The organism is Fodinibius sediminis (assembly GCF_900182555.1).
GTDB lineage: Bacteria > Bacteroidota > Rhodothermia > Balneolales > Balneolaceae > Fodinibius > Fodinibius sediminis.
This window is the reverse complement of record NZ_FXTH01000026.1, coordinates 1-26590: the sequence shown is the minus strand read 5'-3', so window position 1 is coordinate 26590 and position 26590 is coordinate 1. Positions and strand designations below refer to the sequence as shown.

The 26590-nt window shown below is 33.4% G+C and carries 25 protein-coding genes and 1 tRNA gene; 6 read left to right on the top strand and 20 right to left on the bottom strand.

All coding sequences use genetic code 11. The annotated features are described in order from the left end of the window. The 17 genes from FN808_RS18005 to FN808_RS17930 form a co-directional block, all read right to left on the bottom strand. Positions 1–3015: hypothetical protein (locus FN808_RS18005; protein ID WP_142716014.1), on the bottom strand; the 3015-nt coding region annotated here is incomplete at its 3' end. Positions 3016–3312: 297 nt separating this feature from the next. Then, positions 3313–3525: a hypothetical protein gene (locus tag FN808_RS18000; protein ID WP_142716013.1), complete on the bottom strand. Its 213-nt coding sequence runs from the start codon at positions 3523–3525 to the stop codon at positions 3313–3315. Positions 3526–3733: 208 nt separating this feature from the next. Next, positions 3734–4339: a recombinase family protein gene (locus FN808_RS17995; protein ID WP_142716012.1), complete on the bottom strand. Its 606-nt coding sequence runs from the start codon at positions 4337–4339 to the stop codon at positions 3734–3736. Positions 4340–4568: 229 nt separating this feature from the next. Then, positions 4569–4666, bottom strand: a tRNA-OTHER gene (locus tag FN808_RS19045). A gap of 28 nt (positions 4667–4694) precedes the next feature. Further along, the gene (locus tag FN808_RS17990; RefSeq protein WP_142716011.1) at positions 4695–5519 is read right to left on the bottom strand and encodes a hypothetical protein; all 825 of its coding nucleotides are present in this window, start codon (positions 5517–5519) and stop codon (positions 4695–4697) included. Positions 5520–5669: 150 nt separating this feature from the next. Beyond that, entirely contained in the window at positions 5670–6515 is an 846-nt protein-coding gene (locus FN808_RS17985; RefSeq protein WP_142716010.1) for an abortive infection family protein, read from the bottom strand. A 147-nt stretch (positions 6516–6662) separates the two neighbouring features. Next, entirely contained in the window at positions 6663–7289 is a 627-nt protein-coding gene (locus tag FN808_RS17980; RefSeq protein ID WP_142716009.1) for a hypothetical protein, read from the bottom strand. 81 nt (positions 7290–7370) lie between these two features. Continuing rightward, positions 7371–8243, bottom strand: a complete 873-nt coding sequence (locus FN808_RS17975; protein ID WP_185958494.1) for a hypothetical protein — start codon at positions 8241–8243, stop codon at positions 7371–7373. Between the two features lie 146 nt (positions 8244–8389). Beyond that, entirely contained in the window at positions 8390–8614 is a 225-nt protein-coding gene (locus FN808_RS17970; RefSeq protein WP_142716007.1) for a hypothetical protein, read from the bottom strand. 91 nt (positions 8615–8705) lie between these two features. Then, on the bottom strand, positions 8706–8996 hold the full coding sequence (locus tag FN808_RS17965; protein ID WP_142716006.1) for a DUF6804 family protein: 291 nt from the start codon (positions 8994–8996) through the stop codon (positions 8706–8708). Between the two features lie 212 nt (positions 8997–9208). Next, entirely contained in the window at positions 9209–9829 is a 621-nt protein-coding gene (locus tag FN808_RS17960) for a hypothetical protein (RefSeq protein WP_142716005.1), read from the bottom strand. Positions 9830–9960: 131 nt separating this feature from the next. Next, the gene (locus FN808_RS17955) at positions 9961–10821 is read right to left on the bottom strand and encodes a hypothetical protein (RefSeq protein WP_142716004.1); all 861 of its coding nucleotides are present in this window, start codon (positions 10819–10821) and stop codon (positions 9961–9963) included. Between the two features lie 158 nt (positions 10822–10979). Then, positions 10980–12149, bottom strand: coding sequence for a hypothetical protein (locus tag FN808_RS17950; protein WP_142716003.1), 1170 nt, complete (start codon positions 12147–12149; stop codon positions 10980–10982). 146 nt (positions 12150–12295) lie between these two features. Further along, a complete protein-coding gene (locus tag FN808_RS17945) occupies positions 12296–13213 on the bottom strand; it encodes a restriction endonuclease (RefSeq protein ID WP_142716002.1) in 918 nt (305 codons plus the stop codon). 168 nt (positions 13214–13381) lie between these two features. Beyond that, positions 13382–15016, bottom strand: coding sequence for an ATP-dependent nuclease (locus FN808_RS17940; protein WP_142716001.1), 1635 nt, complete (start codon positions 15014–15016; stop codon positions 13382–13384). A gap of 150 nt (positions 15017–15166) precedes the next feature. Beyond that, positions 15167–16093, bottom strand: coding sequence for a malectin domain-containing carbohydrate-binding protein (locus tag FN808_RS17935; RefSeq protein ID WP_142716000.1), 927 nt, complete (start codon positions 16091–16093; stop codon positions 15167–15169). Positions 16094–16517: 424 nt separating this feature from the next. Next, positions 16518–17312 carry a hypothetical protein gene (locus FN808_RS17930; protein ID WP_142715999.1) on the bottom strand — a complete coding sequence of 265 codons (795 nt, stop codon included), beginning with the start codon at positions 17310–17312 and terminating at the stop codon, positions 16518–16520. Between the two features lie 346 nt (positions 17313–17658). On the opposite strand from FN808_RS17930, the gene FN808_RS17925 reads away from it, so the two are divergent. Continuing rightward, positions 17659–18207 (top strand): hypothetical protein, encoded by a 549-nt coding sequence (locus FN808_RS17925; RefSeq protein WP_142715998.1) that lies wholly within the window; start codon positions 17659–17661, stop codon positions 18205–18207. A gap of 108 nt (positions 18208–18315) precedes the next feature. On the opposite strand, the gene FN808_RS17920 is transcribed toward FN808_RS17925, so the two are convergent. The 3 genes from FN808_RS17920 to FN808_RS17910 form a co-directional block, all read right to left on the bottom strand. After that, positions 18316–20544 (bottom strand): site-specific DNA-methyltransferase, encoded by a 2229-nt coding sequence (locus tag FN808_RS17920; RefSeq protein WP_142715997.1) that lies wholly within the window; start codon positions 20542–20544, stop codon positions 18316–18318. Between the two features lie 12 nt (positions 20545–20556). After that, complete coding sequence (locus FN808_RS17915; protein ID WP_142715996.1) at positions 20557–23211, bottom strand: DEAD/DEAH box helicase; 2655 nt, start codon at positions 23209–23211, stop codon at positions 20557–20559. Positions 23212–23315: 104 nt separating this feature from the next. After that, on the bottom strand, positions 23316–23552 hold the full coding sequence (locus FN808_RS17910) for a helix-turn-helix domain-containing protein (RefSeq protein ID WP_142715995.1): 237 nt from the start codon (positions 23550–23552) through the stop codon (positions 23316–23318). 169 nt (positions 23553–23721) lie between these two features. Here FN808_RS17910 and FN808_RS17905 point away from each other — a divergent pair, with 169 nt between their 5' ends. Genes FN808_RS17905 through FN808_RS17885 form a run of 5 tightly spaced genes read left to right on the top strand, consistent with a single transcriptional unit; the run spans position 23722 to position 26426 of the window. Next, a complete protein-coding gene (locus tag FN808_RS17905) occupies positions 23722–25131 on the top strand; it encodes a hypothetical protein (RefSeq protein ID WP_142715994.1) in 1410 nt (469 codons plus the stop codon). 25 nt (positions 25132–25156) lie between these two features. Further along, positions 25157–25351 carry a hypothetical protein gene (locus FN808_RS17900; protein ID WP_142715993.1) on the top strand — a complete coding sequence of 65 codons (195 nt, stop codon included), beginning with the start codon at positions 25157–25159 and terminating at the stop codon, positions 25349–25351. Positions 25352–25394: 43 nt separating this feature from the next. Then, positions 25395–25775, top strand: a complete 381-nt coding sequence (locus FN808_RS17895; RefSeq protein WP_142715992.1) for a hypothetical protein — start codon at positions 25395–25397, stop codon at positions 25773–25775. A 55-nt stretch (positions 25776–25830) separates the two neighbouring features. After that, the gene (locus FN808_RS17890) at positions 25831–26082 is read left to right on the top strand and encodes a hypothetical protein (RefSeq protein ID WP_142715991.1); all 252 of its coding nucleotides are present in this window, start codon (positions 25831–25833) and stop codon (positions 26080–26082) included. A gap of 11 nt (positions 26083–26093) precedes the next feature. After that, a complete protein-coding gene (locus FN808_RS17885) occupies positions 26094–26426 on the top strand; it encodes a hypothetical protein (RefSeq protein ID WP_142715990.1) in 333 nt (110 codons plus the stop codon). Positions 26427–26590 lie beyond the last annotated feature (164 nt).

Genomic DNA, 26590 nt, shown 5'->3' with positions numbered 1-26590 from the left:
GCAGCTGGCTATTCGATATGGCGATCGACTACCATTAGACTTAACCCGTAACCACGAAAAATAAGCAGCCCGGACAGAGTTCAGTTTACACACCCAATAAAACCATTCTGCTATTCGGTCTAATTCATTATTAATTTTAGTACGACTATTTAAAATAGATTTTCTTAATTCTGGGTAAGAACCATTGCCTAAAGAATTGTCAATTGATTCACCTAACTTATCTATTTCACTAATAAAAGCATTCTTAATATTTCCTTTAAACTGTTTCCTAACTTCCTTTAACCTTTGTTCTGTATGTGACTGAAGCTCCCTAAAAACAAAATTTATGAACTCCTCTTGATCACTAATGTTATCTTTTACAGTTCGAAATGCTATCCATAAATATTCTTGAGTAAAGTTAAAGTTAAATAGTGCATTAGGTTTGCTGTTATGTTTGTCAGTATAAATTTGTATTAACTCTTGAGTTATATAGTTTATTTGCGCATCTATCTCTCGAGAAAATTCTTTCAAGTCATTTTGAAGTTTTTGGAGATTCCTTTCTAAAATACCAGGTGATACTTCTGACCAATATTCAACTCCTTTATATTTACCTTGACTATCTCTTTCTGAAATTAAATTATGGTTTTCAAAAACACTTCTAATATGATTTTCTAATGTCCCATGCCTTATTCTTGTACTTAAATACCCATCTAAACCGTATTCTTTGCTCAACAAAAACTTATCTCTCAAATCTAAAAACATAGCTTTAAAAGAGATATAAGCTGGATCATTGGTAATTCCTTCTGGATCCTGTTTTTTTTCTTCTAATAGGTTATCTATATAACCCTTAATCGCTTTTGTAGAAACATCTAAACCCTTTGCATCTTCATTATTTTCCGAGTATTTAGAAAGCTCTTGATATCTGTTAAACCCCTCTTTAATACTTGATGATTCATCATTTTTAAGCTGTGGTATATTAACAGTAATTCTTCCTTTATTTACTTCTCTTATCGCTTTTCGTACATTTTCTGTTTGTGTAAGTTCAGCTATTTCCTTTATATACTTTTCTTCATTTGCACTATCAATTTTGAGTAGAATTCTTAATAACTTTCTCCTTTCACTCTCAACCTCATCTTGACCACTGAATATAATTGAATATTGCATTAAATCTACAGTGCATACTTTATCCAAAAAGTATATTAGCTTAGTGTTACTACCTTCGTATCTATTGTAAAGCTCTGACGGTTTGTTAAAGCCACTTGTCGATAAAAATGTATCATAAGCCACATATTGAGAATATGCAGATGTATTGGCGATCTGATAAAAAATAGGAAACTCGACTAGCTTACCTAAACTGTCTGAATTCCCTTCTTTTATTATATCTGATAATGCATCGCTTGAAAACCTGGTTGTAATTTGATTGTTTTCTAAATAGTTATCTACATATAATAATAATGCTCGCTCGTGATTACCTATCTTTATATAAGATCTATATAATTGTCTAATTCGCTCTTCTTCTTCAATTCTTGATAGGTCAAGCAATTCATATTTCTCCTCCAAATGATTGACTAATTTTTCAAACTCTTTTCCTCTCTCTAAGGCTCTACCCTGATAAATAAATTTTCTTTGGGGATTAATTTGCTGATTAGATGTTATAGACTCATAATCCCCATTTACAATCCACTTGTTAATTGAATAACATAGTGGGTTGCCGTATTTCTTTTCAAAACCTTCTTTATATTTTATTGGATGTTCTTGGTATTGATCTAATAAATTTAAAATTCGTGGATTGTTTAATTTTGAATTAACTATATATAAAAAGCTATTATCAGAATTTTTATTAATTCTACTTGTATACTTTATAGTTAATCCCTGTACCTGTTTACCCCAAGATGTATTATGAAATGCAGAAGAAAGTTTCATTAAATTCCTTGCTGATTCTACTAAATTATTTTCTCTTGAAAGAATAGAATATAAATTTGAAAGTATTTCATCTATAATTTCTGAATGACCTGTTTTTTTAAAATCCTTATCTAATTCAATCAGGGACTTTATATAAATCTCATATGATTCGATAACCGTTGGATTATTTAAAATTTCCTTATAAGAAAGCTTCAAACATTCTTTAAATTTTCCCTTCGAATATAAATCCCATAAATCTATACAGCCCTTTGAACCTTCTAATCTCTCAAAAATTCCATGAAATAATGTTTTGAGTTTTTTAATTAACAGCTGGTCATTAAAGTACTCTAACTTATTCAAAGCTTCTTTTAAGGGCCTCAAATCATTATAGTCGGGGTTTTTCAACCCCTCTGACAAGATGTCAATTAATAACAAAAATCTATCAACTAAAGGAAAACCACTCTCAATAGACAAAAATAGATAATAGTGACTATAGTTTTTATAAGCAGGATAATTAAGTCTAAAGAAGAAATATTCATTCAAAGCTTCATCATTAAGACCATCAATTTTACTTTTTATAAAATCACTATACCTCGAATATGATATTTTCTTCTCAGCTCTCTTACTATAACATTCAACCATGAACAGGATTAAAGCACTATCAATTTGGTCCGATATCTCACTTAATAGAGCCCAATTTGCTTCACTTCCTTCATGCCATTCTTTTACTAGAAATCTATTCTCAATTGACCACAATGAGATCCCGACTTTTTTTTCAACATCGCTGAGTATTTCTAATGATTTTTCATAGTCACCTTTTAATATATATTCATCAAATTTTCTTTTAAGTAGTAAAAATTCTTTTATCTCAGCTTTATATCGAAGGATTCCATGTAAAACCCAACCAAGTTCTCCAGCGATATTATTTGTAAAGGGTACTTGTCTAGCTTTACGTATATCTGAATAATCCTTCGGAAAAGGATTAGCTTTAATTACATGGTCAGTAAAAGGATGTTTAAGAGCTATTTTTATTTTACTATTGAAATCTGCTATGCTTTTGGACTCAAATTTTAGATTTGCTAATATAGAATAGTTGTCATAATCGGGATGAAAAAGTTTCTTTTTTAAATTCATATTAAAAGATATTTCTCTTGAATGGCAAAATAATTAAAATGATAAATAAGCTCACTTGTTTATAAACTAATAACCAACTTCGAATTTAGCCCTGTTACTGAAAAATCATTGTCTAATCATATACTGGTTGGAATTATTATTTTAATTTATATTGAGGTTTAAAACTATATAGCTCTAACTAGCATTGAGTAGCGACTATCAATAGTAACTATTTTACAGAGAATATCAATCTTAACAAATTTAATCCTATTTAAGGATTAAGAAACGAGAGCACTACTCAAAAATAGTAGATTTAAACTATTCTTCTCTATCCAAGGAATCAGACTTTTTCTTTTTCAATGTCGTAATAGAAAGAGCTATAAGTGCCATTCCAATGACAATACTTAAATCATTGATTATAGAGAGTCTTATTTCATTGTCAACCCCTGATATCTGTCCCATCATTAGTAAAACTAAAATTATCATAAGTATTGTTAGTACTAATACCCCTACTTGAATTGCTTTTGCCATGGTTTTGTATTTGTAATTCTTCTTAATGCTTGTGAAATAAATTTTATCAATTGATCACATACTATATTAATTTTACAAAAAAACTTTTAAGTCTAATCAAATGAGTTGAAAATACTACTTCCTTTAATTACGGAAATAGAATATTAGTATAGTAGAATGATAATAAAAAGTCAGTCTCAATTATTGATCTGATATCCAAAATAAAACTTTAACTATTTTCATCGATTCTTTCCAAAGCTTTCTTGACACGTTGTACGGTACTCTTACTCTTTTCAGTCAGCTTAGCAGTCCTACGGATTGATTCCCCTTTATTAAGTTCTTCCACAATATCCGCATGTTTTTCAACCATATCTGTATCAGATAATCCTGTTCCAGGGGCCCTACCCTTATATTTACCTTCTAACTTAGCCTTTTGAATTCCTTCGCGTTGAGCCTCCCTCCTGTTGTTATAATCTATTTCTGCCAAAGTACTTAAGACTGATACCAAAAGTTTAGCGACAGGATTCTGTTCTCCATTTTCCAGAAGAGTATTTAATCCTTCCTTCTTCGATTTAACATTTACTCCTAATTCAGTAAATCTCTTAATCGTTTGAAGGACATCGATGGCGTCGCGCCCAAGGCGGTCTATTGAGTGTATCTGAAGGGTGTCTATAAGCCCTTCTTCTGCATCTTTTAATAACCTTGCTCCATCCTCTCTTTCTTTAAATGCTGTCATTCCAGATACTTTGTCCCAGTAAATCTCCCCCTCCTTTCCTTCAAGTTGCCTGGAAATATTTTGCTCAAAGGTAGAAACTCTAACATAGGTAGCCTTCATGATTGTACCCCATTGAATTATTAATTAGTGTATTCAATTTAGGGTATTGTGCTTGAATACGCAAGTATTAACTCTAAAGGCTACTTATGGTAGAGAAAAAATGTACCGATTTGGGGTATACTCTAAATAGAGTACAGTTATACTTTTAGTAACTATTGGAAGGCAGGCAAGAACAGACGTGCCCTGTCTGTTTAATGCGCTGGCTAGATGGCTAAAGTTATTATAAAAGAGGATCAGCTAGGATTCGAACCTAGATCTCCTCTTTTTTTAACACACTGAAATTATGTGTTAAAAAAAGAGGGGTTTTGCCAATTAAACTACTGACCCGTATTGGAAATAGCAGATATTAAAAAATTTATGTGTTCTTAGAAAACCTTGGATGAGATGTAATTAATTTGTCTGGATCCATTATCCAATTATCAGTATTCTCATAGTCGAATAAGGGTCTACCAAGCAAATAAACATTCTTTGAAGATTTATTGGGCCAATATACTCCTACAGAACGACAATTCATATGTTGGTAGACTTTAACTAGTTGGGGTGCTCCACCTATACTGTCATTGGGGTCAGCTTTTCTTAACATATTTCGAAGAACTTCAAATGGTTCCATATCAAAACCCTTTTTAGAGGCTCCATTCTCTGTAGTTAAGCCATATTTCTCTTTAAGCAATTTTATTAAATTATTCTGAGCGTCTTTTGCACGATCACCAATAAACGCGATCTTCCCAAAATCTTCTATCCACGTTTTAGCAGGTCTACAGGCAAAACGTTTTTCTTTTTCTTTGTAATGAATTTTCCAAATAGCAAATTCTTTATTTACCCACGAATAACCACCTAATAGGAATGAGGTATCTGGATTTTCAAGAACCTCTACATAACTTTGCACTGAATCACTCATACTATTGAATACCTTTAGAGCATGTGCTTTCATTTTATGGAGATCCATTGCTCTATCTAATGAAGGTTGGTGAGATTCAATCGCAAGTTTAAGTTGATGTATTAAAGGAAAAGAAAAGTCAGTATCACCTGCAAATGCCATAGCACTATCCGAACGAGCTAATGTTAATATTTTTGGACAGCAATCTAAATTTCTCCCTCCACTTAACCTACTATCAGATGCAAAAATCAATTCTTCGCTTCCATCTGAAATTTTTCTAATCCATGAAATTGCTAAAGTCATTATAAATGATTTTTAAAATTAGCCACCTAAGGACATTGCGAATAAGGTGCCCACGCATGAATGTTGAGTTAGCAAATGAGACTCAAGACCAAGAGCGGCATGGAACTGGCGAGGTGCACCTTAATACATTGTATAGGTGTATGAGCATAGTTAATTGAGATTAATGAGACCTTTTTCAAGCTGATATTTAAAAGTATCGAATAAGAAATTCGTTACGGTTTTAACTGAATTTACAACCAAAATTGCATGATGTTTACTGGGTTTTAATTCTCGAGCATGAGAATCACTCATTTTATTACGGATTGGTGCAAGGCCTGATACAACATTAATCAAACCACTCAATATCTTTTTTAGATTTTTAGAAAGATTTTTTCTAGAAGGGTCTAAATTGAGTTTTTTTCTAACTCGATTAAAAAGTTTCATCATCTGGCCATCATATTTTGGAGGATCAGTTACTAATTTCTTTTCAATTTCAACTAAGACAGCCTCCAATAATGAACGTGCATTGGTTATTGCTCCATCAAAATCTTGGTTTTGTATTTTCTCCCTACACTTTTCAATTTGCTCTGAAATAAATTCATGGTTAGGATTTTCGTTGGTAGTAAAAATATTATTCTCAATCTCTACCAAAGGTTCAGCTGAATTAACCAGCTTATACTTTTTGATTCTTCTCTTTAGTTCTAAGTCTTCGTAGAACAAATACTCATTTAAGTATTCAACAGCATTTTCTATATCATATTTAGTGCCTAAGAAATTTCTTGGATCTACTGCTTCCTCTATAATTAACGTCAGTTTGCTTGAACCATTAAAGTGACGAACTTTTTCTTCAGCATATTTCCATCTCGAAGGGAAACCACCTCCATAACTATCATCAAGTCCAAACTGGTTGAAAAAGTTAACAAGTTCAGGTCCAGATCTATAAGGTGATAATTGCGCATCTCCTGTGATGACTTCTCCTAATGCTTCTATTGTTTTTTCGTTGACGTCTGTTTTCATATATAGGATCTCAAATATTCCGTATTACTAAGCAAATCATTTGTTTTGCGGATAATCAATAGCCATAAGGATATACATTAAAATTAAATATGTAATACTAAGATCGATTAACTCAGTCCATTTGCTTGATTGGATATCTGACACTTCTTAATAAATAGCGATAATGGTTTTAATCCGTTCTCCACGTAGTTCAAAGTTAACTCTTTTCAAAAATGTGGCATCAAACTGGATATTAGTGATGTCAAAAGTCTGACTTCCATCAAGATATTCATCCTGCGTTACCTTTCTCTCATAATGGTTGATATCCTCTACAACTTCTTTTCTAAATATGTCTTTGATCTCTATATATTTCAGTGGCGTTATCATTAAAAAATCCGTGTACTCTCTTAAATATGAATATTCAATTAGATAATCACTTAGCAAATATTCTTCTCTAAATATATCTTTGTTGTGATCAAAATATAGATTAGAAGATTCATGATTTTCATCTAAATATTCATCAAAATTAATTGTGTTCGAATTCAAAAAAAATTTGACCTGAGGGAATTCATTACACTTTAACATGTTACATGGAGGGGTTAAGTCAGAATCTTGAGAACCAATTGTCAGGTTAAAATCATGATAACTTAATTGATAATTTACGTTACTAACATTTAATGTTGATTCCCTTGCCTTTTGACAACCAAAAAGACAAAAAAACAGTACTATTACCATAAATATTAATCCTTGATACCAGTTCTCAACTTTTAATAGTGATAAGGGATTATGGATCATAGTTACGGACGTTTCTAAAAATATTACATTAAAAGAGCTTGGCTATCCATTTACATAAATATGCTTGAGTGCAAATAACCGTTACTTGATTTGTTCAATGAGGTCTTGCTGGCTTATTGTTATTTCTTCTGCCTTACCTGATTTACTAGCTGAAGGTAAAAAAGCCAAGTTTATAAAAATGTGATAAATAACTTTTCCACCAAATTTCAAGTAATTAAACCCATGTAGTATCTCTAAGTCTAACGAAATCTTAGACTTTGATTGATTGAATGTTACTAGGAAACCAGCATCTTCATTATAATCTTCACAATACCTATGGACTTGATGAAAACCATTAACCAATTTTTTTATGATTGTGGAACTACTACTACCTCCTTTTATAAACTTTGCATCAATAATTAAATATTGACCGTGAGAGTCTCTCAAAACTAAATCAGCTATTCCACTTGATGATGTTGGTTCAACAAAGAACTCAACACCTTGGTCAAGAACATATTCTTGTAAATTAAAAGCTAAGGCTTTCTCCCCTTCAAGATTTTCTAGCCCATTACTGGCATATTTAGAAAGACGATTACGCCTGAACCATTCTGATCTCTGTTTGTATTTCAATAAAAGTAGATAAATACTATTTCGGAAGTCTATCTCCTCATCTAAATATTCGTATAAACTATCAACAATAAGATCTCTTATAACCTCTAATGCATCATCCAATTTGTAATACTCTTTACCAGTAGCAAATTCAGCATAGCAACGTAACAAAAATTCAAAGTGTTGATCGTCAAAGTCATCATCCATTTGAGCTAATGACTTGATTATTTGATAACACATTGAAGTATGCTCAGTAATGGTGGATGGTGAGCAAGAGCCAGGATCATATCTGCTTTTCCCAGGAGCTTCTTCAGCAATAGTTTCAATTTGGTTAATGAATTTATCGTCTCTCTCTTCAAGTTTCATTATCAGTGATGAAAAAAGCGGATGATTATTTAACCAATTAATAAATTGTTGAAAATTGTTATGAATTATTGAGTCTGGACACGTTTGTAATCTCCTTACCCTTGATCTTAATACATAACGTGATCGCTGAATTAATTCTTGATCCATTATAAAATGTTATTAAAAGTTTTCTCAAGTGAACGTATGAATTTCTGATACTTACCTAAATGGTCGATAAGCAATATATTATAATGACATCCTCTGCAGATTGTAAATTCTCTTCTTCTAATTTCTCCTAATTTAACCCAGTTATGAAGCCTACAGACAGGACACTGAATTTCAATTTCATACTGATCAAAATCAGGCACATCAAAACTGATTGAAAGTTTCATGATATCCTATTGATTTGTTGGGGCCAACGTAAGTAAAAGCCATTCTAGAAGGGTTATAATGAATGCTCTCATATGCACTAAGAAGCTTAATCTACCTGTCTTTACTTCTATAAACCAATATAGCCGCCCAAATTATATCAACTACATTCCATAAAAGTCTACCTAGGGCAATTTTAAATATTGGATTTATAAGGATGGCAGAACCAAACCAAAAGAATGTCCATAATTCCTCACCTTTTTTATTCGAATTAATTCCATAAATGATAAAGAGGACCATAGATACTGTTCTCAAAAGCTCATAATAGCCATATGGCATATCTAATAGAGCAATTAGGAAAGCTAATGCTAAAGGTATTTGCGTATGTTGTTTAATTTTTTCCACCGATAACCTTTGTAGTAATAGGAAATTAGTATTCCATAAAACATAGCGAAGGGACAAATAAGCAAACCTAAGTCAACAATATAATTTGTGGAAATACCATATATCCTTTCACATAGTTAAACTGCAAGCCAACGTTTATTATAAATGTACACAGAATTGATCAACAAGAATCTGACATCTAGTGAACTAAAAATATTTTATAACGATTTTAGCTAAGCAGATCTAAATAATTCTTTTAGTTCTCGATATGTTTTTTTGTTATTAACTCTAGCTGGATGTCGCCAAGGAACAACTTTTAAATCGCGCTTTGAATCTGTAACTGGCTTATATTCAGGGTTTTGAGGATCAATATCCAAACCTAATAACCAAATTAATATATCAAATGTCCCCCCAGCAATTATTATATCTGGAGAGATTAGTTCAATTTGTTTCAATAACAATTCACGATCCCTATAAGCAAATGCGTTGATTCTTTTTTTATTTGCACTTGCTTTCCCTGTTGTTTTCTTAAGGTTGATAGAAGCTATCGAATGAATTGCTTCATATTTCGATTCTTTGTTATCTATATCACTAAATGGAGGAAAGTCATTTAGGATACCCGCAGACCATCGAGCTACAGCATGCCACATCTGATATTTAGGTCCATTTTTTAAGAGATGGCATAAGTCACCTCCACCATATTTATTTACTTCTTTTAATACGAATAGAATTTTCGGATCGGATTTCTCATATTTATCATTATTGATTATCCCATCTTTACAAATTTCACCTGACTGAACATTAATATTTTCGTAATGTTCTTCCCAGTCATTCCATATCTCAGCTTGTAGCATAGTCTTCTATCTGTATATATCTTTAAGAATAAGTGTCACTAACCAACGTATTAAGCCATATTAAACAAAGGGTAACCAATAAAGTTGAAGCTGGCAAGAATTGGCGAAGCTTGTTCCCTCTAAAGCGCGTACTAGATGTTTCCTAGTTTAATTTCTATTCCAGTAAAAATATTCTCTACTATAGTATCTGTAGAAAACATTAAGGAATCACCATCTATTAATTTGTTCCCATTGTAAGTGATAACTAAATAAACTCTCTGGTTCTCACATCCAACTTCTTCAACTGAAATATCTTTTTTAAACTTCCTTGACATTTTTTTTGCTTTTTCTTTAGCTCGCTTTTCTACAGTCTGTACTTTCTTTTCATCTTCTAACTTTAAAGAATCAACTGTATTTGTTTCTTCGATTCCACCAAAAAGTGAATAGTTATAGGTTTTAATTATATCATATTTTTTCCCAAGTGTGTCATTAAATGTCAATTCAATTACAATGTTAGGATTATCACCTTTTGGGTGTGTTAAATTTCCAAATGTAGTTTTTTGCTCAACATTTTCATCAGCTTTTAAATCAAAATTTGATGAGTCTAATTCCTTTTTAACCCACTGAATATCATCACTATCTCTTAAATAAATATAATTTTTAACATTAATTGCTTTGCCTTCTCCAGAATTGCGAATGTAAAACGTTATATGAGTGCTATGAACATTAGATTCTTGATTTGAAAAATCATTGTTATAATCAAGCTTACTGATGTTTAAAATTGGTGCGAATTGATGTTCCCTTGATCCTTTTAATTCGCGTAAACTTTCGAAGGAAACTGCAAGTGTAAGAATTATTGCTGACGCTGTTAGCCAGGTAATCAATAAGGTTGGAGAAAATCTTACTCCATCATAAAGAAAAAGAGGAATTACAGAAATAGCTAAAAAAGAGAGAGTAATTGCACTTATCGAAACTGCCCATACAAATGTTGGATTATTTGGATATAATTTCATCTCTTTAGTGAATTAGAAAATGTAACCGTCCTAGCGCATAACGTTCACACGTAAAAATGTTGATTTGTTAAATAATGAACGGATAACTAAAAAGCCAGAAAGTGGCAAGCCCTGAAAAGGTCAAAGGAGTTAGGTTGCTAATTCGTGATTTCTATTTTTCATTCTTTGTTACCTGGCTTCTTTTCATCTGTATCCTCTCCATCTGAATCATCCTTTTCATTGTCTTCATAGTCAGTATTATCTTTACCTCTATCACTTTGTGTTGGAGGGAGCTGATTAAAGGTAGACAAGTCGATTGAATTAATAATATTTAGGAAATCAGAGTCTATAATTGGATTCTTTATACTCTTATTTAAAGCCTCAACCAATTTTTCGTTTTGTACATCAAACCTATTTATTTGGGTTAGGAAATTATTGGATATAACATTGTTGAAATAGTTTCGAAAATTTTCGGATATACGATGCAAATTCTCTCTTGCTTCTTGTAATTCCTTCTTGGTTAGACCACGTTTTGCAAGCTTTATTACCCTTTGAACTTCTTCACTACACTTTTTTAATTTACGAACTTCATAGAGTCTAAGCATTCGGTGATGCATGACTTTATGCCTTGTTCGAATAATGTCAGTTTCAATCCTTTTTCTTAAATCAAGCCATTCTTCCTTATTCTCAAAATATTTTGAGAATACATTTTCCCAAATTGATATGACTTCTCTTCTCTCATTCAGCTCATTTCTAAACTCTATAAAAGTTGAACAGCTAGAAATTATTTCTGAAAGTTTATTAACTGAAATATTTTCATCATCGGATAATTCTTGAAAATCAGCAGTTATAATTTTTATGAGGTCATCAAAATGAGTGAATTCCAACGCATGTTGGCTATCTACTTGTTTGTCATCAGTTTTTTGTTCAACCTGATTTACTCTTTCTTTGATATTGTCAGGTATCAAAGTGTTCCACCAATTGAATCCTCCTACTTCAATCATCGCACGATTTATAAATTCTCTAAAGGATAATTCAAGATCTGCCAAAATGCGATATGATTTTAAACGTAAAGATTCACCAAGGTCATCTTGGACTCTATATGCCCATTTACGATTAAGATTTAATTTATCATAGCAAGCATCAATATTTCTTTCATTACCAATTATTTTTAGAACTAGGTATTCCTGTTTTAAATATATCTTACGATCTAATTTTGGTAGGATTTTCCCGAATGCAGAATCGATATAAGCAGAGAATCCTTTTTTACTAAACTTCTCTGTGCTTATCCAGTATTTGAGAACATATTTCTTTTCTTCATTCATTTTTTCGGAATGTACTTGATTCATTGGACCCTATTTAGCCATATAACGACATTACACATAAGGTGTGCAAGTAAAAGCACTGATTAATTAAATAATGAATGAACAGCTAAAAAGCCAAAAATTGGGAATACCTGGCGAGGTGCTTCCCCTTAATATGGGGGGTATACCTCTTATCCACCGAAACCTGAGACTTTTAAAAAAGATTCACCAGTTTGTGAAGCATGCCTTCTAACCCTTGAAATTATTTCATCAAATTTAAGCGTGCCCGCTAACGCCATATAAATATGTTGGGCATCTAGTAACAATAGTAAGCTTCTTTTTCCAGATGCACTTTCGATAGCTACTGATGAATAGCCAGAAATGGAAACCATAATACCCATTGTATTATCTGCTTTGTCTTCGACTTTTGTTTTCAGTGAGTCGATTTCCGTAACATCAGTTTGGTTGCCAGTAAATTTTAGTTCCACTAAGTACGTAGTTCCATTATGTGTTAAGGAACCATCAATTTGTCGCCCCTTTGAATTATATGGCTTTCGATTATCGATATCGAAATAATCAAGAAAGTCATAAAACCATTTTTGAAATTTGTAGCCTCCTTCTCGAGTTCCGACTTCTTTATGAAGAGAATCAAGTCGTGTTTGTAGCTTTTTTTTATCATTAAGGGATCTCTGAATTTCAGCACGCTTTTCTCTTGCTCTTTTTTTGATTTCTTGTTTCGTTTTCTCTTTTTGGGCTTTTTCTTCTCGAGATTTCAAGTAGTATTTAAGTTCCTCAACTGCTTTATATGCTTTTGATATTTTCTCATCTGAATCTTCCCAATTTCTAAGATCAGGAAATGACTTAAATTCTGAGAGATTCTTGGACATCTTTTCTATTACGGCTTGGCCCTTTTTGCTTGTCTGTAATTTTATAAATGCTCTATCCAGAAAATCTCTTTTTGTTTCATTTTCAAGATCCCAAGTTGCTAAATATGATTCCGATATATGAGATGCTCTAAGAAATTTTTTTAAGGCATTTTTACGCCAGAATGATTTAAGGGCGGCTTCATAAGTTAATTCTATTAATCTTGGCGTAACTTTAGAAGACATTTAAATAAAGCTATCTAATTTTGAGTTAGAGGTATAATGACCTTGCGCATAGGAGGCAAGAGCCAACGTTTTGAATTATTTACGAATAAAAGGTTAACTAATAAATGAAAGGGAGGCAAGAAAATGACGAGGCCTGTCCCCTTAATGCGCTGATTAGCCATATTTTAATTACGTGTACAAAAAACTATCAATCGACTCAAATAAACTTTCTATTGGTTCAGGCAGAGCTTCCAACGATTCAATCTTAGCCATAGATTCAGATGTTTTATAATCAGCATTTTGAGTTCCAATTACATGCTCGAACGAATTGTCAAAAGCATAATAATTATCGCCTAATGCAAATGATTGTAAAGCCTTATTCTCTTGATCATCTTCAAATGAGTTTCCATCTAGATCAAAAATTGTGAAATAAGGAATACCAAAAGCTCTACAAATTAATTGCATATTTTTAAGTTTTCCTTTTCCATTAGCTTTTATAGTGGTTAGTTCATCAAAGTTGTATCCGAATTCAGTTGGTAAGACGTCAAATGCATATTTTTCAATGGGTCCTTCAACTAAAATACACTTCCTAGCAAAAAGTATTTCATTATGCTCTTTTGTTAAACTAGACTTGTTTAAATAATACTTATGGAGATCATCCAATTGACTACTAACTTTTTTTGTTTGTCCTCTATAAGTTAGCTCTTCATTTAGATTTTCTTCGATCGGATGAACTTCAAAGTCTCTATCTAATCTTCTAATTCCCTTCCATAGACCTATGTCAATAAAATTTTCAGAGTGGGAAGTGTAAATGATTTGATTCTCGGAATCAGCTAAATATTTATATAGTTTCTTTTGGAACTGAGGATGCAAATGAAGTTCAGGCTCATCTATCATAATTACAATTTGTCTATTTGATAAATTGCTTATGATGTCTAAAAATAAAAAAGTGAGAAACATGGAAATTCCTGATCCCATTGCATCTCTTTCAATTTGGTGGGAATCCTTTCTAAGACTAAAAAAACCTTTGGAGAAGGGTTCCTGCAATTTCAATAATGATAATTCAAGATCATTGAATTCATCACCAATTATCTCAATCAGTTTTTCCTTTAGAGGTTTTATTGTTGCTTTGAGTTGTGACCCACTTAGATTATTTAGTATTAGATTGTAAGTTTCATCCCAACTTTCGATTAATTCAGATTCAATGTCCTCAATATTCTTTCTAAATCTCCAATTTAGGTCTTCAGTTAAGTTTTGAAGTGTTGAATTGAAACCTATTTTCGCCTGATTTTCTCTATTTTTATCAAATAAAAAGGATTTGGGAAGTTCGGTTTCTTCAGCATTTCTAATTAACAAATGTCTTTGCGAAAATTTGAATCGATCACTAGAATCCATTTTTCTAGGCATTGACCAACCATTTTCATGTCTGGTTACCTTTGAATCGCTGTCATCAGGTATAAGATAGTGATAGGTTGTGAATCCGTCTGAAAAAGCTTTACCAGAAGTAGCTCGTTTCCTCTTTTTTATTACAAGAGCAACTCCAATACAGGGGACTTCTCTGCTATACCAACCATCTGGCAATTTTGCTATAAAGCTTTCGTCAAATCGTAATACTATTGAAATCTCTTCTGTTGATTCGTGATGAAAGTCAGAGATACTGATCCGACTAGATAGATAGTATGGACTAAGCGCAAAATGAATCGCATTTAATATTGTTGTTTTCCCAACACCATTTTCACCAACAATGCTAGTTAATTGCTCAATATCTAAATTGAGGGATTTAAAACATCTAAAATTTTCAATTTCTAAACTTGAGATGATCATGCTATAGCTCCCTTAATTAATATGGCTAACGACATTGCTCATAACCTGTGCACGGATTAATTTTGAAATAACAACTAACGAAAGACAAGTTTTAAAACCAAGAGGAACAAAGAACTGGCGAGGCGTGCCCGCGTTAATGCTTGGGTTAGGTTAAATTATATTACTTTCTATAATTTTTTGAACCTGTTCTTCTGGCAATGTATAAGGATGTTCTAATGGTAATAATTGAAATGAACCATCTTCCTTAATTTCACTTGTTAGTAAGTCATTATTCACAAAACTATAGTCTTGTTTCAAATAGTGAGTACATTCGCAGACTGCAAAAAGATTAAAATTATCTTCAACAATATTGCTATTCACAGCAACATTAAATCCACGAAGATCAGTCTTTACACTAGGGTAAATAACGCCATCAAACCCCTTCTCCATTATCATTTCAGTGAATAGTGCAGTTATTTTATATTCATGTTCTTCTTCAATAGGATGTTTGGCAAACTGATTAGCAATAAATGTGTGAAACCGAGTTATTTGATCCTCATACTCCTCATATTCATTGACAATATTTGAATATGCTTGGTTCATGTCTTCAAGTATCGGACTTTCAGAACTCAATCTTGAAAAATCAAATGGACAAACCAAATTAAGTTGCTGACCAGGAAACCACCGAGCAAAAGTAACGGTTTCTGAAATGGTCTCATCTGGATTTGTGAAATAAATATCACTGACTTCACATAAAGCTGTAATTCTTTCAACTGGTTTATCTGTTGATTTATTATCTGGGTAAGGATCAAATGCACAATACAAAACATTGTTGTTTGGATTGCTAGCTCTTCCAAACCCGTTATTTAATTCTTCAGGTTTATGCCAAACTTGACTAACATGATCAAATCTTTCACCATCATTGTTAAGCCTTGCTCTTGTCATGGGGAAATCTGAAGGAAGCGGATAAGATACAATTGGAAGAGTTTCTAGTTTTTGAAATAGATCGTCCAAAGCTTCCTCAGAATTTTCTTCTTCCAAGTCTAAACTTTCCAATTGATTTAAGTATTCTTCGAATTGTGAAGGTGATGGAAACATAGTTGGATTTCTAAGTTAACCTAATGACATTACGCATAAGTTGCACGCACTGAAAAGTTGAATTAGCAACTAACGAAAGAAGAATCTTAAAGCCAAGAGTGGCAAGAGGTAGACGAGATGCGTCCGAGTTAATGCTAAGGTTAGCCGTATTTTATTTCTTTTTTAATTTAATATTGTTCCAATTTACTAAATCAATATTTTCATAACTGAAAGGGGATTTATGTGGGTTTGGAGTATATACAGGGCCTTTATATATCGTTAATATTCGGAGGGTAAATTTCTCCACCATTTTTTTGAAAAGTAAGTATTCTCAATGAATAGGAACATGAACAGATTTTAACTATTAAATACAAGGGAGGCAAGAAAATGGCGAGGCACGACCGCTTGATGCCGTGGTCATTTGGCCAGGTTTCTTTTTTGGTTTTTATTCGAACACCAGTTCCCCTCTTGGCATACGAATATCAATAGGTGTTATTCTTGCTCGAAACACTTTAGATCTTTCAAAGGTAAAATATAATAGATAGTCTGGAATTGAAGCTGATGATACATCTATTTCCAGTTCGTATGGCCATAGGTCAGTGTCAACTTGTATACTCTTGTTTAGTTTTTGAAGTAATACTTTACCGTCATTTTCAATTATGTACCCCTCTAAGATCTCTATATTATCCATTTCAATAAATAATAAACCGTCAATACCCTCTTCTGGTTCTGAACTACAACCACAATTAGGAATATTTTTTGTTTTTTTAGATTCATCTCGAACTTTGGGTATCCACTCTTTAATTTCTTTTCTCCATTGATCACCATGAAGCCAACGTGTATCAGTATAATTAAACTGAAAAAGTCTGTATTTTTGATATATTAAAACCCTAAGACTTCCGCAGTCTGGTGCTGAAAAGGAGTACTCATCTTCTTCCTCGTATAATGTTTCAAATCCATACTCAATTGTGGTTTGTGAGTTTATTGAAGCTTTGAGTTCAGCTATACCGCTAAATCCTAATGAAGTTGAAGCAACTACTTCAAGACTCTTAATTTCTTTCTGGCTAATACCAGTTGTTCGTTTTACTCGTCTACTCCATTCGTTACCACATGAAAGGGTATGATCAATTATACAACCCCATTTTTCAACAACTGTACATTCCAGTATTACTCTTCCCCCAGATCTGAAGAGTCTAAATTCATCAACCTTTTTTTCTCCGAAAAGATCTAATTCTCTCATGAATTCAAATTAAAGTTATAGTTTAATAGGCCATATTACCTAAACTTATTCATATGTTTTCTATGGTACACATCGAATGGATTATATTCAAGAAATAGACCTATGGCTCATAACAGTAGCTAAAAGTCATATTATTTTTAATAAAGAGAAGCCAATAATACAGATAATGTCGATGGATAATATATTTTGTCGGTGTTGTAGTAGCGAGAGATACTCCCCCTCTGATTAGATCAAATACCCCTCCCCTTTCTATGAGATTCACCTCTTCTCTAATAATTAATTCCTCCACTTTTCATTATAGCGATAATTAATATAAACGGAATATTTCCTATTAATTAAGAAACAAATGCTACAGACTGAGCTATTAAACAAACTAATTGAAGACTCATACGAATTTGCCAGAAATCAACTTTTAACCCCTTCAAACTTGGGTCTTCTTAAAAGTGGATCTAAGAAATTGCTCGTTGGTTATCTGGAGCAAATAAATTTAAATGAGTTGGTTAATATTTCGACCAGAGATGAATATGATGATTGGTTTGATAACACTCTCCTACCCATACATATGGATCTGTTTAATATTTATCAGAAAAGTTTAAATGTAACACAAGATAATCCCTATACATATTCTGCACGTATTCTCACTCAGTATATTAAAACTTTATGCTTCAGAACTTGGCTATATGATGATTACGAAATTTATCTGGATATCCTTCACCCTATGCTTACCAACAATTTTCTGGAGTCTTTTCCTGAGCTCCAGATCAAAAAAGTAAAGGAGATTTCAGGCAGATCAGAGTACTATAATGTCATTGAATTTTATAGGGATATGATTGAGCAGGATAAAAATGACAAGAATGAAGCCTTAATAGGGCTCGAAATGTGCAAAGACTTTTAATGAGTGGTAATCTATAATATCATAGAGTAAGCCTCTTATTTTAAATTTATTGACTAATACTGATAGTATTTATGAGCCTTACTCTTTCGTTTAATCTAAATTTAATTTTTATACTTCAATTTCAAACACTTGAGAAGTATCTACTCCTAAAATGTCTACTACCTTAACCATGATCTTATAACGACCTGGCTCTTTGTATTCATGAGGGGCTGATGTTAACTCAAGTTCGTTATCCTGTTTGGTGCGAAAGCTTTGCCATTCGTTTTCAAAGATGTAATTGCCTGTCCACTTTTCTTTTAACTCACCATCCTCTTCGACTTTTATGATTTCTTTATTGCTTTCGTAATTGAAGTCTACTGCCCAATAATCAATCCAGTCCGTCCATGAACTGGTTAATGGTTCCCTGTCATAAATACCATCTCCTTCTTTGGTGACTTTAATAATTTCACCATTGTCTATAATAACCTTTGAACTCCCCTTACGAAGATTGTTTTCTACGTCTTCAATATCATCTTGGGTATAACTGGTCACAAAATTAGAAAGGGTAACTTGAACTTCCTTATCATTAACTTTGGTATCTGCACCCAGATATGCAACATCGAAGAACTTAACTTGACCTTTCTTCACTGCTCTGGGATCAAACACTTCACGAGGTATATTTTTCAGGCGAATATCTACCCCTTTATCTTTCATCTGTTCTTCAACAAATGGTGCTAACCCCATTTCAAACTCAAAACCAAGGATATCTACTTGTGTAATAAGGTCATCTTTACACTCTTGATAAACGGCTTCAACAAGGTCACGGGTTACTGGCATATTCAAGGGCCCTACATGTACAAAGCGTGTGGTACGTTTGCCATGTAGATATTTGTATCCTTCCACTCTTTCTGCTGAAAATCCTTCTAAAATTAAGTTTACATATTTTTCTTGTTTGGCTTCTAATACTTTCTTCTGCCTATCCCCAGAGACATTTGTTGGTACGCCAAAAAAATGTTGTCGTTCATATTTGCCCAAATTGAGTAGTTCAAAGGCTCTATAGTTTTCTCCTTCGTCTTTTAAACCTCTCTGTAATTCTATCATTCGTTTACGTGTGGTATGAACAGCAAATCGACCTAAGTCAGATAAGATCCATTTACGATTTAACTTTTCAGCAACGGCAGAGGTAGTTCCACTACCGCAAAAGAAATCAGCAACTAAATCACCTTCATTCGTACTAGTTTTTATGATTCTATTAATTAAGCTTTCAGGCTTTTGAGTTGGATAATTTAACCTTTCCTTTGCTTGAGAATTAACGGCATTTATATCAGTCCAAATATCTTGAACTGGTGTACCATCCATCTCATCTAAGTATTGCTTATAACGTGGAGTATTATTGGATGTATAGTAAATTCGATTTTTTTCTTCATATTCTTCCATTGTTGTTTTGGGACATCTCCAGTAACCTTCTTTTCCCTTCCATTTATATCTATATCCTCCACCTTTCAATCCTTTAGCTGATAAATCACGATCTAAAAAACGCCCACGTTTATCTTCATGTCTATAGTATTTTTCAATATATTCATCTGAATATGGCTTGTACTGAACATCAAAAGATATTTTATCACTTTTGGTATAATAAAAGATCGTATCATGGAGGTTTGCAAAACCCTCACTGTCACTATGAGCTGTAGACCTTTTCCAGATGATTTCATTCTGGAAATGTTGGGTACCAAATATATCATCTAGCAAAATCCTTAAATGCGCACTAACCTTATAATCGCAATGCACATAAATACTTCCTTCCTCATCCAACAGATCATGCATTAGCTTTAGCCGTTCATACATCATATTCAAATATGATGAAATACCCCGACCCCAAGTATCTCGATATGCTATTTCTTCTAGTACCGACTGTTTCTTAGTTGCGTTTTCACCTTGAATATCAATATCAAAAGAGAAATCTGCTCCTACTTTAAAAGGGGGATCAATATAAATCAGCTTTAAACCACCTTGTTCTTCTATTTCCTCTCTCAATGGGCCATTTACAAGTGAAGAAAGAATTAGTTTATTGTCACCCCAAATTAACTTATTTGTCCAACCCTCAATTTGTCTTCCCCTAATATCGAATAATTCACCAGACCCTTGTAATTTTTCTTTACGTGGCTCATCAATGTGCTCAATGGAATGAAACGGAAGTACTATATTTGATATCTCCTCATTTCTACCATTCCAGAAAAGAAATACATCTTCATCATTCGAGAACAGTTTATAGATATACTCTTTAGGCAAATTTTCATCATTTTTGATAAGGTCAATTATTTTATTCTTCTCCTTATCAGATAGTTCTTCAATACTCATAACTTGGCTTGTTTACTTTTCAATTGATTGGGGAAATAGGTTCACAATATCGTCCAAGTGTTTAATTTTTTTCTTGTACTCTTCCCACTCATTCTGCTGAATATAAATAGGTTTGTAGGTGTATTTTGCACCCGCTTCATTAACATCCTTACACCATCGTTCTAAGCGGTTAAACTTATTAAAAGCATCTAGATCTTCTCTGCCTTTTGTTTCAACGATGTAAACGGATTCTTCATCCTCAGCTTTTATAAAGAAGTCAGGCTGGTAGTTACTGATATTCTTGTCCTCTTTCTGATACTCCATTGTAAAATTTACGGCAGTGGTATTTTTTGCAAAACTCTTTACACCACTGAGCTTATCTAAGAAAGAAGAAAAAGATAATTCGAACTCATTGTCATGTTCAGAGACTACTTTATTAAAAACACTTTTTGAAGGCTTCACAAATTTTCGATTGCTGAAGACTTTCGGCTTAACATCCCTGAGTTTAATGTGGCGTTGAATATCAGCTGTCCCTTTATCCTCTACAGTTAACTCATCAATCGCTTTCTTAAATGTGCTTTTAATAGTTTGGGGTACTTCAGGTCGAGACATATTCCTTAGAGTGTTTGCCTCTTCAAGAACAACTTCTCGACCAAAGAGGTCCTCTCTAATAAAACATTCCACCTTTGGGTATAAAACATTAAATCCGCTGACTAAGCGATTATCCTTTAGAATACTTTGGGTAAAGAATGAAACCATATTCCGATAATTCGGCAATGAGCCACTAAACTCAGTGGCATGGGATACGTTACCATCCAGATCCCGAAATACTATTTCTCGTTTTTCCTCTTCGCTAAATTCTTTATAGTAAATCGGATCAAATGAGAACTGATCCAAGTCAATCAATTCTAAATTCTTATACTCTCGATAAATACGTGGTGTCATTATGGGAAGTTCAATATCGAGCTCATCTAAATCCTTTTCAGGATTATCTTCGTCCACTTCAACAATTATAGGATTCTTCTGATCCGAAGGAGACTTTAAACTCATTGGACGGTAATTAAACTCCACTCCTTCAGTCTTAATTGACTCCACAAATTCAATAAACGGATCTGTTCCAACAACCACTAACTCCTCTTCCGTTTTGAGATCAAACATTTTTCGTAATCCTCTGCCCAAAGCCTGTTCAGGTAGAATCTTGGAATCAGCAGAAAAAGGGCGGAGTCCAACGATGGTACTGACATTTCGCACATCCCACCCCTCCCGTAGCATTAGAACCGACACAATTGCCCTATATGGAGAGTTCGGATCATCAACCTCATTGGCCGCCTTACGTAGCATTTCAACCTCATCCTGACGACTTTTCACATCCTCTTTTATTCTTCCACTTCTATCAGTATGAATCACCAAAACTTTATCTTTCATCTCTTGATAATGGGATTCAAGATATTCTGCTATTTTATCAGCCTCTTTGGTTTTATTAGCCATGACAAAAAGTATGGGCTTTCGCTGACTTTTTAGGTCCTCATACTGTTGCTTCCATTCCTGATAACCAAGATCAATATAATCCCGATATTGCTCTACAACATCGCTTGAATCCTTCTCCTCTAATTTACTACGGCTTGCTTCATCAGGCAGAACAGGGGTTTTAACAACATTTTGTTTAATAGCTTCGACAAGAGGATAGTCACTAATCGTCTGTACAAAAATATTCCCTTTTTGGTCCTTTGGAGTAGCCGTAAAATCTACTTGTAGGGAAAGTCCACGATCATACTGGAGCTTCATCTTATTATTAATATCCTGGATACTCTGGAACCACTGGAGCTTACTGTCATGGATGTGATGGGCTTCATCATTAAGTACCATCAAATTATCTAACTCTTTACTTCGTAAAACCTCATCCAGATCAATACCATTATCTGTATCAGCATCAGCTTTAGGTTTACTTCCTAAAAACTCTTCCTCAAGGGTAGGTTCAGAATCTTCTGTCATATAAACCCTATGAATATTACTGAGGAAGATATTTCCTTTTTTGCTGAGTGGTTTTATCTCATCTTGAATATGCAAAGTAGGTTGAAAATCATTCTCCCACCATTTATCCTGAAAGCCATTTCCAGGAATAAAAGGTTCATTGCGAAACATTTTGAGACCTTTAAAATCAGTCTTGAGCCTGTTCAAAACAATGATATTAGGTGCAATTACCAAAAAGTTTTTCGCAAGCCCTGAGTCTTCTTCGTAGAGATTTTGGAAGTATGACCAAACAATAGCCAACCCCATAACTTTCGTCTTTCCAGAACCCGTAGCCGCTTTAATGACATAGCGTGTCCACGTTTCATCAAACATGCCTGTTGAAACCATGCCTGAATTATCAAAGCGCATGAGATCATATTTATCATGTGCTTCTCTAATTTCATACAAGTAGATGATGGACTCTATTGCTTCCCTTTGGCTGAAAAAATACTGAAACTTATTTCCGTCAACTTCATGCTCTACGTCAAACCAAAATGAGAAAAGGCTCTTTGTAGTTTTGGAAGCCCCCTTATATCCGCTCTCTCTCCATTCTTGAACCTCTTTTCGAATTTTAAGGACTAATGGTGGTAGTAGCTGTTGCTCTTCTTCTAAGGTTATCTGCTCCGATGGTTTCCAACGTACTTTTGGATCTAAAATATCAAAAGGAGTAAATTTCATACCAACGTGTGTACATTATGATATTACACATTATAATAAGATGCGAAATGTATGGAACGGACCAAACCTATACAAATATCAAAGCTCTAATAGCTCTTTAATAACTATCCTAAATCTTTGTCCTGGAGAGTATTTATTAGTTCTGAGGGGGAAACTCCTAACCCTTTTGCTAGCTTTAAAACTGTAAGTAAGGAAGGCATATACTTGCCTCGCTCTAAATCTGATACATAGGTTACATCCAACCTCCCCTTTTCAGCCACATCCGATTGTTTCAGGTTTTTACTCATTCTTACTTCGTAAATCCCTTCACCAAATAGTTTTTGTACTCGCTGTTTTTCCATAGATGAATAGATACACAGCGAGACGAAATAAGTGAACAGGGTACTTGCCAAGTTAAAATATATTTATTATATATTATGATTGATAAATATACATTTTATACGTTGGCTTATATTACCCTATTATGACTATTAAGGGGATCAGAATATTTAACTTTCAGAGGAGATATTCATGGGAAGAGACGACAGTTTTTTTGAAAAAAATAAAGGAAAAATTGGGATTGCAGGGCTAGCAGTGAATGCCTTGCAGAACCAACAAATTGCAAAAAGACAAAAGGCGTTAGCTCAACTCCAGGCTAAAACTGCTCAGCTTCAAAAGGAAGAAAATAATCTTAAGAAAAAGGAACTCAAACTTTTAAAGAAAGAACAAGAGGTCTTAAAAGAGGAAAGCAAGAGAAAAGAAGAATTGACTGGCGAATTATTAGATATCACCCCAAAGTTATTTCAACTCCTTGAAAAGTTACAGAACTCGGATTATCAAAGTGAATTTCAGAGGGGCAAAGATCTTTATGAGGCCAATTGTGTACTTGCCTATATTGATTCACGTAAAGATGTCATTAAAGACATCAATTTTCATGATTATCTACTTAAGCTAGATAATAAACTCACCTCTTCCATTCAAAAATTCCAAAAGGGTTATGACGTATTTGTTAGTTACCTAGAGGATATGGAACTTTTTATAGATGAGAATCGAGTCACAATTTCCACGATAGGAAAGTTGATAATCAACTATAAAAAGGGGGATAAATATGATTTTGATAAACTTGAAAAGGGGCTAAAAAAGATACGTGATGAAAGCAGTCGTCGTGAGTTATTGCTAGAAGAGTTACAGCATTATCACTCTGTATTATTTGAAGATAATTTATTTACAAATACTCAATATGTAACCTTGCCTTTATCCAAAAGGCAAAGCGAAACTGTGATTTATTTCTTAGAAAATATATCCGATAAGAAATTCTTTGAAGAAGAGATCCTATTTCAAATAGAAACCTTGAAAGCTAATTATAAGATAGAGGAACTAGCTCAGAAACTGGAAGGTAAAAAAATCGACGAATATACAGGAGATTATGCTCCCTTGAATTTCCCTGAGATTAGATCCATCCTAGAAAAGGCTGAACCTTATTCTATTAAAGCTGAATTCGTAGATAGAATAGAAAAAATACTCAAGAGATATAAGGGGCACATAAGAAGAAGACTTTCTGGATCACCTGTCCAAAATAAAACAGATATCGAAGTACTTAAATATGTCCGAAGCATAACGAACATAGATTCAGGGCAAGATCTTTCAACAAAAATCGAAGATGTAGAGAATACAACCGATTTATATTATCTACTGATGTTTGCAGTATCAGCTGTTCCAATAATTTTAATAATCATTGCAGGATTTTTGGCTGACAGTGGTAATAATGTCAATCATCTATTAACCTGGGGGACCCTTATAGAAATTGTTTTGCTGATATTATTTATAAGTGTCTCCTTTGATAAATCGGACGCTACCAAAGACATCAGGGAGTCTTATGAGGAGAAAGTTAATAACTATTTCAAAAGCACAACGAAGCTATTGTCAAATATGAAATCCTAATTATTAACTTACTAAATAAAAAATTATGAGTAATCAAGAATCAAAATCTACGAATATAGGTGCATATGTTATTATGGGCATGGGAGCCCTACTGACTTTTATAAGTGCTGTAAAAAGTGGCATGGGGGCTTCAAGTGTTGAAACTACAATGTATACTGTAGGTGGACTTGTAATTGTTGGAATAGGAGGAATAATTCACACTATCGGTAATAAATCTTAATACGTCAGTAACTCTTCTTGCCAATAACCAATAATTTATGTGTATGAAATTATTGAGTATTCTATTTACAGCATTTATATGTATCTGTTGCTTTTCATGTACCAATCCAGATAAATCACCTAACCCAGAAAAAGAAAATACCACTAAGACCAAGGCGGAAAAAAAACAATCTAAAAATTCTGTATCCCCTCAGGATAACTCAACCGAATCTACGTATAAAGCCGTTGCCTTGGAAGGAGCAGAAGTCATCTCATTTGAGGATGGGCGAGGGTATTATTATCAGTCTTGCCCTACCCATGGAGTGGTTAATAGATCAAAAAAATCGTTCACTGGTACCAGTTCCAGTATCTTTAACAGTGGATTTCGTTGTACCAAAGGTGATCGGAACCATAAGGTGCGAATAGAAATCATTAAAGTAGATTAAACTAATTTGTAAGGTTACTCGCCACTTACATTGATAATTTAATAATGGGGTGACCATGATCCAGGAGCTATCGATATTGCAATTCTTATATCATCAATTAGGTGAAGAAGAACAACTATTAGTAGCATTAAAAGAGGCGCTTGAATACGAGTCTCAGAAGTTATCTGATTTACTCGAATCTAGATCAATAGTTGATCTCCCCCTGCCCTCCATTTCATCATATGAACTAGATAAAAGTAAGATTAACAAGTTTAAAGTAGCCCTGGAAGAAGAGGTGCTGGAAGTGCTGGAAGAGAGAAAGAATTAGTAGTACCGTGTATGGAAAAGTCTAATGATTCTGAAATGTTAACTTCCAGAACCAGGGCCTATCAGTGCATACTGAATGTCAGGTTAATTTATAGGCAATTAAGTAAGAAGAGAGCTGATATTTTTGTCGATGCCATGAACAATAATCCCTTGAAGAAAATTATTCTTCAGGAAGAATTTCAGTTGGATCAGATAAAGAATTTTCATAGAAAACAATACTATGAATTAACCACATCTCCTGATGATCAGCAATCAAACCCAGCCAAAAAGAAGGATATTCTAAAGTTGCGGAAGAATATAAAGGCCAGTTATATCAACGATTTGTGGAGAGAGAGTCAATTGTAATAGCCACGACTTGATCTGACAGTCAGCCGTTAGAAGTTGGTTTTAGTTGTCAGGTTGATCTCATCTGAGTTTGGCTCTTCCGGAGCTGGTTGTTCATCGGTTAATCCAATATCAGATTCAGCCGATTGCATAACGTCTTTGGCGACCTGATTGTTGTTTTGCCA